Origin of the sequence: Aestuariivita sp., assembly GCF_049276915.1 — a bacterium.
Lineage (GTDB): Bacteria > Pseudomonadota > Alphaproteobacteria > Rhodobacterales > Rhodobacteraceae > Aestuariivita.
In genome coordinates this window covers 56,464-65,813 of record NZ_JBASXK010000076.1, presented here as the reverse complement: position 1 = coordinate 65,813, position 9,350 = coordinate 56,464, and the positions used below count along the sequence as shown (strand labels likewise).

Below are 9,350 nucleotides of genomic sequence, written 5' to 3'. Positions count from 1 at the left end.
CATCGCCCACATGCACGCTGCGCCCCTTGTGAATCGAGTCGCCCGCCCAGCGGATATGCCAGCCAAAGACATCGCACATCCAGGCGGCGGTCTTGTCGGGGTCGGCGACGGTGTAATTGGTATGTTCCAGCGTTGTGGGCATGTCAAAATCCCTTTCTGTCTTGCCTTTTGATCGATTGCGCATCACGGTAATTGCTCAAGCTAACTTGAGGTCAAGGAATTTTTTCGATGTCTGCGGGGTTGTCGATCGGGGCGTTGGCGGATCGGACCGGGCTGGCCGTGTCCGCCATCCGGTATTACGAGGATCAGGGGCTGGTACATCCCTGGCGCAATGCCGGGGGGCAACGGAGGTTTCATCGCGCCGATATCCGGCGTCTGAGTTTCGTGATCATCGCGCAGCAATTCGGCTTTACCCTGCCGCAGATCCGGGCCGAGCTTGACCGGTTGCCCGGGGGGCGTACGCCAAGTGCCGCGGATTGGGCAGAAATCAGCCTGTCGTTTCGCGATCATCTGGACCGGCGCATCGCCACGCTGACGCAGCTGCGGGACAATCTGGACGGGTGTATCGGCTGTGGTTGTCTGAGCCTGGACACATGCAGCCTGTATAATCCCGGCGATGTTGCGCGCAGCAAGGGAACCGGTCCGCGCTATCTTATGGGGGACCGGCCCGACAGTTGAGGGTTTGCCGCTTAAACGGGCAGAACGTGACGGAAAATCGCGGCAATTTGGCGTGTTCTGATTGACCTATCCCGACCGCAGCCGATATTCAGCCGCGACGGATTGTTTCGCGCAAGATCCCTTGTGCGACGGGGAGCATACAGCAGGGAGCGCCACAATGGCCGAGATTGAACGCGAAGCGATGGAATATGACGTTGTGATCGTCGGGGCGGGGCCTGCGGGTCTGTCGGCGGCGATCCGTCTGAAACAGCTGGACGCGGATCTGAGTGTCGTGGTGCTGGAGAAGGGCTCGGAAGTGGGCGCGCATATCCTGTCGGGTGCGGTTCTGGATACCTGTGGTCTGGATGCGCTGATGCCCGATTGGCGCGATCGCGGTGCGCCGATCACCGTGCCCGTCAAGGAAGACAATTTCTACATGCTGGGTGAGGCGGGGCAGATCCGTATCCCCAACTGGCCGATGCCGCCCTTGATGAACAACCACGGCAATTACATCGTGTCGATGGGCAATGTCTGCCGCTGGATGGCGGAGCAGGCCGAAGAACTGGGCGTCGAGATTTTCCCGGGCATGTCCTGCTCCGAACTTGTCTATGGCGACAATGGCGAGGTCAAAGGCGTCGTGGCCGGTGTCTTCGGGCTGGAGGCGGATGGCTCTGTTGGTGAGAACACCGAGCCGGGGATGGAACTGCATGGCAAATACGTGTTCCTGTCCGAAGGCGTGCGCGGATCGCTGGCCAAGGAAGTGATGGCGAAATACGACCTGTCCAAAGGTCATGAGCCGCAGAAATTCGGTCTGGGCATGAAAGAGATCTGGGAGATCGATCCGGCCAAGCACCGGATGGGCACCGTGACCCATACGATGGGCTGGCCCCTGGGCAAGGAAGCCGGCGGCGGGTCGTTCATCTATCATCTGGACAACAACCAGGTCTATGTCGGGTTCGTGGTGCACCTGAACTACAAGAACCCGTATCTGTTCCCCTACATGGAATTCCAGCGCTTCAAGCATCATCCGATGGTTGCCGAGCTGCTGAAAGGGGGCAAGCGCATCGCCTATGGCGCGCGCGCGATTTCCGAAGGCGGTTACCAGTCGATGCCCAAGATGGTGGCACCCGGTGTCGCCTTGCTGGGCTGTTCGGTGGGCATGGTCAACGTGCCGCGCATCAAGGGCAACCACAATGCGATGCTGTCGGGCAAAGCGGCAGCCGAGGCCGCTGTGGACGCGATCAAGGCCGGTCGCGCCAGCGATGAGCTGACCGCCTATGAGACCGAAGTGCGGGAGGGTGCCATTGGCAAGGACCTCAAGAAAGTGCGCAATGTCAAACCGCTGTGGTCCAGGCACGGCTTGCTGGCCTCGCTGGTGGGCGGTGGTCTGGATATGTGGACCAACACGATGGGCTTTTCGTTCTTCGGCACTTTGGGCCACGGCAAAACGGATGCGGCAGCGACCGAGGAAGCCTCAAAGCACAAAGAGATCGTCTATCCCAAACCCGATGGGAAGCTGAGTTTTGATCGTCTGACGAATGTCTCGTTCTCGATGACCAATCACGAGGAAAGCCAGCCCGCGCATCTGCATCTCAAGGATGCCAGCGTGCCGGTGAATGTGAACCTGCCCAAATTCGCAGGCCCTTCGGCGCGCTATTGTCCGGCGGGTGTGTATGAGTTCGTCGAGGAAGAGGGCAAGGACACGCGCTTTGTCATCAACTTCCAGAACTGCGTGCATTGCAAGACCTGTGACATCAAGGACCCCAGCCAGAACATCAACTGGACGGTGCCACAGGGCGGTGACGGACCGAACTATCCCAATATGTGATCAAATCACTGCTTATCTGTTGGCTGAAAGCCCTCGCCGCCATTGCACCTGTTGGTTTGTCGGCCTAGCTTTGAACATGAGGGAACATGGCTGGACAGGGTTTGGTATGAACGGTTTTCGCAGGATTATTCTGGCAGGTCTCGTGTCCGGATTGGCCCTTGGGGTGCCCATGGCATCTGCCGGGTCCAAGTCGGGGTCCTATCTGGCGGGCCGCAACGCGCTCCAGAACAGCGATTTCGAGGCTGCCGCCGGTTTCCTGTCACGGGCCCTCTTGCTGGATCCGGGCAATGCCGAGCTGATGGAAGATACGGTGCTGTCCTATCTGGCCACGGGTCAGTTCGGCCGCGCCATGCCCGTGGCGATCGCGATCGAGGAAAAAGGGCTGCGCAGTCAGGTTGCACATATGGTTGTGCTGGCCGGGTTGGCGGATCAGGACGCCTATGCCGAGATTCTGGCGCGGGATGTCGAGACATTGGGTATCGGTCCGCTGGTGGATGGTCTGATCAAGGCCTGGGCCCATCTGGGTGCCGGATCGGTCAGCCAGTCCCTTGAGGCGTTCGATGCGGTGGCTGAACAGAACGGGCTGCGTGGCTTTGCCTATTATCACAAGGCCATGGCGCTTGCGATGGTGGGAGATTTCGAAGGTGCCGAGGCGATCTTTGCCGATGACACCATGGGCGGGGTGATGATGACCCGGCGCGGGGCGATGGCGCGGGCGGAAATCCTGTCGCAACTTGGGCGCAATCCCGATGCGCTCAGCCTTCTGGCGGATACCTTTGCCGGGGGGTTCGATCCCGGGCTGACCAGTCAGGCGGATCGGCTTGCCGCGGGCGAGACCTTGGCCTTCAGCCATGTCACCTCGGTACGCGATGGCATGGCCGAGGTGTTCTATTCGATTGCGGCCGCTCTGAACAGCGAAGCCAATGATGAATACACGCTGATTTACGGCCGCATGGCCGAGTTCCTGCGCCCTGAGCATATTGATGTGGCCCTGATGAATGCGCAGCTTCTGGAAGAGATGGGCCAGTATGAGCAGGCGATCCAAGCCTTCAAGCGCGTGCCATCCACGTCGCCGGACTTTTTTGCGGCGGAACAGGGCCGGGCGGATGCTCTGAGCCGGTCGGGCAAGACCGATGCGGCCATCGAAGTGCTGGAGCAGCTTGCGATTGATTACCCGGAGCTGGCGTCGGTACATACGGCGCTGGGCGATCTGCAGCGCCAGCAGGACAATTTCGCAGCCGCGGTCGAGGCCTATGACCGTGCGCTGGACCTGACCGAAGAGGGTGCGCGCACCGAATGGTTCCTGCATTATGTGCGCGGCATCAGCCATGAACGCCTGGGCAACTGGCCCGAAGCCGAAGCCGATTTCCGTGCCTCTCTGGCCATTCGTCCCGACCAGCCCCAGGTGCTGAACTATCTGGGCTATTCGATGGTTGAAAAGAAGATCAACCTTGAAGAGGCGCTGGAAATGATCGAGCGGGCGGTCGCCGCGCGCCCGGACAGCGGGTATATCGTGGATAGCCTTGGTTGGGTGCTGTACCGGCTGGGCCGCTATGACGAAGCGGTGGGTCATATGGAACGTGCGGTGGAACTGATGCCGGTGGATCCCGTGGTCAATGATCATCTGGGGGATGTCTATTGGGCCGTGGGACGTTATCGCGAAGCCGAGTTCCAGTGGAAACGCGCCCTGAGCTTTATCGATCCGCAGGACACCGATAGCGAAGCCGATCCGGAGCGTATCCGCAGGAAGCTGGATGTCGGGTTGGATCAGGTTCTGTCTGATGAAGGTGCCCCCCCGTTGAAGGTCGCGAATGACGACAGCTGAGGGGTTTGCCCCGGCCAAGCTCAATCTGACGCTGCATGTGACGGGCCAACGGCCTGACGGTTATCATCTGCTGGACAGCCTGGTGGTGTTTGCGGATGTCGGTGACCGGTTGTGGTATCGCCCCGGTCCCGAGATGCAGCTTGAGGTGACGGGGCCTTTTGCCTTGGGGGTGCCCGGGGATGCGCGCAATCTGGTCTGGCGTGCGGCGCAGGCCTGCGGCTGGACCGGTCATATCCATCTGGAAAAGAACCTGCCGCATGGGGCCGGTATCGGCGGAGGATCGTCGGATGCGGCGGCTGTTCTGCGCGATCTGGCGGGGCCGGTTTCGGCGGCATTGGACCTGGGCGCGGATGTGCCGGTGTGCCTGTCCGGCGCGCCTCAGCGGATGCAGGGGATTGGTGAGATCGTGAATGTCGCCCCCACAGTGCCCCGGCTGGATCTGGTGCTGGTCAATCCCGGTGACCATGTGCCGACACCGCGGGTGTTCACCGCATTGGCGCAGAAGGTCAACGCGCAGATGGACGATATGCCTGTCTTCGAGGACCGCGCCGGGTTCGTTGAATGGCTGGCGGCGCAGCGCAACGATCTGCAGGCTCCGGCGCTGTCCTGCGCGCCGCAGATCGCCACGGCCTTGCAGGCGCTGGAGGGGGCGGACCTGGTGCGCATGTCCGGGTCAGGGGCCACGTGTTTCGGCGTGTTCCCGGACCGGCAGGCAGCGCAGGCGGCAGCGATGCGCATCGCGCAGGCCCATCCGCAGTGGTGGGTGCGCGCCTGTCAGAGTGCCGGTGCCGCGCGCGGGTGAATAGTGGCCGCCGGGCGGATCAATTCAGCCGTTCGACCACATAATCCGCCAGATCATGCAGCATGTCGCGGATCGGATGCGGGGGGAGCTGCAGGATCGCCTCGCGCGCCTTTTGCGTCCAGGCGTTTGCGTCATCGCGGGTTGCAGCCAGCGTGCCGTATTTGGCCATGAGGCGCAGCGCTTCTTCAAGATCGCCGTCGCCCTGTTTGCCTTTCTCGATGGTGCGTTCCCAGAAGGCGCGCTCGTCAGGGGTGGCCTGGGCCACGGCCTTGATCACGGGCAGGGTCAGTTTCCTTTCGCGGAAATCATCCCCGATATTCTTGCCGGTTGCCGCGCTGTCCCCCTGGTAATCCAGAAGATCATCGGCGATCTGAAAGGCGATCCCCAGCGCATCGCCGTAATCGAACAGCGCCCGAACAAGGGGTTCGTCCGCGCCTGCGATCACGCCTCCGACTTCGGTTGCGGCCGAGAACAGGGCCGCGGTCTTGCCGCGCACGACCTTGAGATAGATCGCCTCATCCGTGGCCAGATTCTGCGCGGCGGTGAGTTGCAGAACCTCGCCTTCGGCAATGGTGGCGGCTGCGTTGGACAGGATGTTCAGCACCCGCAGGCTGCCGGTCTCGGTCATCAACTGGAAGGACCGGGCAAAGAGGTAATCGCCAACAAGCACGCTGGACTGGTTGTCCCAGAGCAGGTTTGCCGTGGGCCGTCCGCGCCGCTGTTTGCTTTCATCGACCACATCGTCATGCAGCAGCGTGGCGGTATGAATGAATTCGACCGTTGCGGCCAGATGCACGTGATAGGGGCCGGGATAGCCGCACATCACGGCCGAGGCCAGCGTCAGCATGGGGCGCAGGCGTTTGCCGCCTGCTTCGACCAGATGCGCGGTCACCTCGGGAATGCGGGGGGCATGTTCTGACGCCATCCTCTCGCGGATGAGGCTGTTCACCGCGGCCATTTCTTCGGTCAAGCTGTCTGCCAGCCGCTCATGCGGCTTTTGTGATACGGCGATGTCCATCACACTCCTGCCAGCAGGCTCGACAACCACCTGCGTAATCCTTAGATCGACCACATGAAGGAACTTTTGCGCAGCACCGATCCAACCGTGATGGCCTTTGCCAGCGCCCTTCTTGAGGGCGAGGGTATAGCCTGCTTTGCATTGGACGTAAACATGAGCTTGCTGCATGGCGGCATAGGTGCATTGCCGCAGCGGATGATGGTGCGGGCGGATGAATATGACCGGGCTGTGCGGGTCATGCGCGACAATGAGATTGATCTGGGCCAGTGAGCGATGAGCTGACGCGCGATGCCTTTCTGGGCGGGCGGTTGCATCTTTGGCAACCCGGCCGGGGCTATCGCGCGGGGGTGGATCCGGTGCTGTTGGCGGCCTGCGTTCCGGCGCAGCCGGGGCAGAGCCTGCTGGACCTGGGATGCGGCGCAGGTGCCGCGGCGCTGTGTCTGCATGCGCGCATCTCCGGGCTGCGCCTGACCGGGGTAGAGCGGCAGGCGCAATATGCCGATCTGGCCCGGCGCAATGCCCATGAGGCGCAGGCTCGGATGGAGGTCTTCGAGGCCGATCTGGGGCATTTGCCGGATGCCGTGAAACAGGCAAGCTTTGATCATGTGATCGCCAATCCGCCTTATTATCAGCGCCAATCCCGCCAGGCCGCGGTGGATTCCGGGCGAGAGGCGGCCTTGAGCGAGGATACGCCTCTGGAGGTCTGGATCGATGTGGCTGCGCGGCGGCTGGCACCGAAAGGATGCTTGCATGTGATCCTGAGGGCCGAGCGGTTGCCGGATCTTTTGAGCGCTGTGCGGGGCCGCTTGTCCAGTCTGGAACTGCTGCCGGTCACCGCGCGGGCGGGGCGCGATGCGCATCTGATCATATTGCGCGCGCGCAAAACCGGGCGGGCGGCCTTTCGCCTGCATGCGCCGCTGGTGCTGCATGAGGGCGCGCATCATGAACGTGACGGCGAAAGCTATCGGGCCGAGGTGTCGAAAATCTTGCGCGATGCCGCGCCGCTGGACTGGCCTTCGGCGTCGCGGAAATGATCACGGCCCTTTGATCTTTACCTTTGGTTATCCACATGCTGCGCTTGCGGCGTGACAGAATGCAGCAAGTGTGATCCACTTGAACTGCAACGCATTCAGAGGAGGATTGCCCATGAGCCTGAGCTCGCATCTGTCGGAACTGAAGAAGAAACACCACATCCTCGAAGAACAGGTCGAAAAGGCGCAGCGCGCCCCCGGTGTTGACGGACTGCACATAGCCGCGCTCAAGAAGCAAAAGCTCAAACTCAAGGAAGAGATTGAACGCCTGTCTCACTGAGACAGGTTGTCAGACAGGCTGGCGCGCGCGGCAATCGCTGCGCCGCCGGTGATCAGGACGGCAGACAGCGCCAGTGTCCAACTGGGCGAGGCGATTCCTGCACCCACAAGAATGAGGGTCGACAGCAGCGGGGCAGCGTATGAGCTGGTTCCCAAGAGCTGAATATCACCCCGTTTGACCCCGATGTCCCAAATGTAAAAGGCCAGACCCACAGGCCCAAGGCCAAGCCCGATCGTGGCGATCCAGCCGAGGCGTCCCTCGGGCCAGACAGTGTCTTCAAGCGCCAGATGCAAACCGGCCGACAGGACGGCAGTTGCGATGCAGAACACCGCCACACTGGCCGTCGGCGCGGAGCCAAAGCGGCGCGACATGACGGAATAGCCCGACCATGTCAGCGCGCACAGAAGGGCCAGCCCGTATCCGGCAAGGTATTGCGTCTGAAAACCCGAGCCCGCGCCCGAGATGATCAGGGCGGCCCCGACAAAGCCGAAGCCGGCACCGATCAGATGACCCCGCCGCAACCGTTCCCCGGGCAGCAGGCCGGAAAACAGCACGATCAGCAACGGCCAGAGATAGGCGATCAGCCCGGCCTCGGCAGCCGGAGCCAGACGCAGGGCGGAAAAATAAAGCGCGTGATAGCCAAACAGGCCCAGCGTTCCGAAGGCATAGATTCCAAGCGGAACCTGTCGCAGCTGTCCCAGACCGCCATTGGCCAGGGTCCAGATCAGCCCAAGCGCGCCGCCGATGGAAAAGCAGATCGCATTCAGCAACAGCGGCGGCGTGGGTGCCGAGCCGACGGTGAACAGAGCCAGAAGCGACCAGAGCAGAACTGCCCCGAAACCGATGACCGTAGCGCTGGAACGCGTCATGCCGGGGCGACCTCTTCTGCGGGGATGATCGTCAGGGCCTCGGAGACCGAGGCGGTTTTCTCGATCTCTTCCAGAATCCAGTCGCGCAGGGCTTTGATATGGGGGCGTTCCTCGGCCCCTTTCGGGCAAATGAACCGGAATTGGGCCTTGGTGGACAGGGCCACGCCATAGGGGGCGACAAGGCGACCTTCATGGATATCCTTGACCACCAGGGCGCGGCGGCCCAGCACGATGCCGACACCGGCAAGGGCCGCGTCCACTGCGTGATCGGCCTGGGAAAACCGGGGGCCGTGTTGAGGTTGGAATGTCATGCCCACGGCGCGGAACCACGCGGGCCAGTCGCAGGGCGGATCCAGAAAGCTGGTCGAATCGTCAAAGACCAGGGGTGCCGACACAAGGCTTTGGGGGGTTGGAAAGCGTCTGGCCATGTCAGGTGTCATCACAGGGGTCACCCATTCATTGGCCAGCGGTATGGAGTAGAGATCGGTATCCGGGCCATAGCCAAATCGAATCGCCACGTCGATCTCGTCACGGGTAAAGTCCATCACACGCAGGCTGGCGATGAACCTGAGGTCGATCTCGGGATGTGCCTGGGCAAATTCATACAGCCGGGGGGCCAGCCATTTTGCCGTGAATGCGGGGCCGGCGGTCACGTTCAGGGTGGTGTTGTCCTGAAGCCGGCGCGCGGCGCGCCATGAGGCGGTCAATGTCTGAAACGCATCCTCGACCCCGGGGGCCAGGGCGCGCCCCGCTTCGGTCAGTTCGACCGCGCGATTGAGGCGGCGGAACAGGGGCTGGCCCAGATGCTCTTCCAGGGATTTGATCTGAAAGGACAGCGCGGCAGGGGTCACGTTCAGCTCGTCCGCGGCGCGGGAAAAGGACATGTGCCGGGCGGCGGCATCAAAGGCGCGCAATGCGGTCAGAGGGGGAAGGCGATCCGTCATGCCAGTTAAGTAAAACTAAACTGAGGCATTGAAAAGTCTCGTTTGTCGGGAGGCGGTGAAAAGACGATGTTGGATGCAGGATCACAAACACCAGAT

The 9,350-nt window shown here is 61.9% G+C and carries 11 protein-coding genes; 7 read left to right on the top strand and 4 right to left on the bottom strand.

The annotated features are described in order from the left end of the window. The coding region (locus WAO69_RS08180; protein WP_422177895.1) for a VOC family protein at nt 1-142 on the bottom strand (142 nt) is incomplete at its 3' end. An 86-nt stretch (nt 143-228) separates the two neighbouring features. Between WAO69_RS08180 and soxR the strand changes: the two genes are divergently transcribed. From soxR to WAO69_RS08160, 4 genes are all read left to right on the top strand, one after another. Then, on the top strand, nt 229-678 hold the full coding sequence (gene soxR / locus WAO69_RS08175) for a redox-sensitive transcriptional activator SoxR (protein WP_422177887.1): 450 nt from the start codon (nt 229-231) through the stop codon (nt 676-678). Between the two features lie 157 nt (nt 679-835). Further along, a complete protein-coding gene (locus WAO69_RS08170) occupies nt 836-2,485 on the top strand; it encodes an electron transfer flavoprotein-ubiquinone oxidoreductase (protein ID WP_422177885.1) in 1,650 nt (549 codons plus the stop codon). 106 nt (nt 2,486-2,591) lie between these two features. Then, the gene (locus tag WAO69_RS08165; RefSeq protein ID WP_422177883.1) at nt 2,592-4,310 is read left to right on the top strand and encodes a tetratricopeptide repeat protein; all 1,719 of its coding nucleotides are present in this window, start codon (nt 2,592-2,594) and stop codon (nt 4,308-4,310) included. After that, entirely contained in the window at nt 4,297-5,112 is an 816-nt protein-coding gene (locus tag WAO69_RS08160; protein ID WP_422177881.1) for a 4-(cytidine 5'-diphospho)-2-C-methyl-D-erythritol kinase, read from the top strand. Before WAO69_RS08165 ends, WAO69_RS08160 begins: the two co-directional genes overlap by 14 nt. A 19-nt stretch (nt 5,113-5,131) precedes the next feature. Here the strand turns inward: WAO69_RS08160 and WAO69_RS08155 are convergent, their stop codons facing one another. Further along, nucleotides 5,132-6,298 (bottom strand): polyprenyl synthetase family protein, encoded by a 1,167-nt coding sequence (locus tag WAO69_RS08155; RefSeq protein ID WP_422177879.1) that lies wholly within the window; start codon nt 6,296-6,298, stop codon nt 5,132-5,134. Between WAO69_RS08155 and WAO69_RS08150 the strand changes: the two genes are divergently transcribed. The 3 genes from WAO69_RS08150 (at nt 6,221) to WAO69_RS08140 (ending at nt 7,441) form a co-directional block, all read left to right on the top strand. Next, the gene (locus WAO69_RS08150) at nt 6,221-6,400 is read left to right on the top strand and encodes a DUF2007 domain-containing protein (RefSeq protein WP_422177877.1); all 180 of its coding nucleotides are present in this window, start codon (nt 6,221-6,223) and stop codon (nt 6,398-6,400) included. The genes WAO69_RS08155 and WAO69_RS08150 overlap by 78 nt on opposite strands. After that, nucleotides 6,397-7,164, top strand: coding sequence for a tRNA1(Val) (adenine(37)-N6)-methyltransferase (locus WAO69_RS08145; RefSeq protein ID WP_422177875.1), 768 nt, complete (start codon nt 6,397-6,399; stop codon nt 7,162-7,164). The genes WAO69_RS08150 and WAO69_RS08145 overlap by 4 nt, the downstream gene beginning before the upstream one ends. Before the next feature lie 112 nt (nt 7,165-7,276). Beyond that, on the top strand, nt 7,277-7,441 hold the full coding sequence (locus WAO69_RS08140; RefSeq protein ID WP_422177873.1) for a YdcH family protein: 165 nt from the start codon (nt 7,277-7,279) through the stop codon (nt 7,439-7,441). On the opposite strand, the gene WAO69_RS08135 is transcribed toward WAO69_RS08140, so the two are convergent. Both WAO69_RS08135 and WAO69_RS08130 read right to left on the bottom strand, forming a co-directional pair. Beyond that, nucleotides 7,435-8,310: a DMT family transporter gene (locus WAO69_RS08135; protein WP_422177871.1), complete on the bottom strand. Its 876-nt coding sequence runs from the start codon at nt 8,308-8,310 to the stop codon at nt 7,435-7,437. The two genes, WAO69_RS08140 and WAO69_RS08135, sit on opposite strands and share 7 nt — an antisense overlap. Next, nucleotides 8,307-9,254 (bottom strand): transcriptional regulator GcvA, encoded by a 948-nt coding sequence (locus WAO69_RS08130; protein ID WP_422177869.1) that lies wholly within the window; start codon nt 9,252-9,254, stop codon nt 8,307-8,309. Before WAO69_RS08130 ends, WAO69_RS08135 begins: the two co-directional genes overlap by 4 nt. Nucleotides 9,255-9,350: the final 96 nt, after the last annotated feature.

Excerpts from the sequence above, each read along its gene's own strand:
- soxR (WP_422177887.1), top strand. The coding sequence starts at position 229 with ATGTCTGCGGGGTTGTCGATCGGGGCGTTGGCGGATCGGACCGGGCTG.
- WAO69_RS08170 (WP_422177885.1), top strand. The coding sequence starts at position 836 with ATGGCCGAGATTGAACGCGAAGCGATGGAATATGACGTTGTGATCGTC.
- WAO69_RS08165 (WP_422177883.1), top strand. The coding sequence starts at position 2,592 with ATGAACGGTTTTCGCAGGATTATTCTGGCAGGTCTCGTGTCCGGATTG.
- WAO69_RS08160 (WP_422177881.1), top strand. The coding sequence starts at position 4,297 with ATGACGACAGCTGAGGGGTTTGCCCCGGCCAAGCTCAATCTGACGCTG.
- WAO69_RS08150 (WP_422177877.1), top strand. The coding sequence starts at position 6,221 with ATGGCCTTTGCCAGCGCCCTTCTTGAGGGCGAGGGTATAGCCTGCTTT.
- WAO69_RS08155 (WP_422177879.1), bottom strand. The coding sequence starts at position 6,298 with ATGCAGCAAGCTCATGTTTACGTCCAATGCAAAGCAGGCTATACCCTC.
- WAO69_RS08140 (WP_422177873.1), top strand. The coding sequence starts at position 7,277 with ATGAGCCTGAGCTCGCATCTGTCGGAACTGAAGAAGAAACACCACATC.
- WAO69_RS08135 (WP_422177871.1), bottom strand. The coding sequence starts at position 8,310 with ATGACGCGTTCCAGCGCTACGGTCATCGGTTTCGGGGCAGTTCTGCTC.
- WAO69_RS08130 (WP_422177869.1), bottom strand. The coding sequence starts at position 9,254 with ATGACGGATCGCCTTCCCCCTCTGACCGCATTGCGCGCCTTTGATGCC.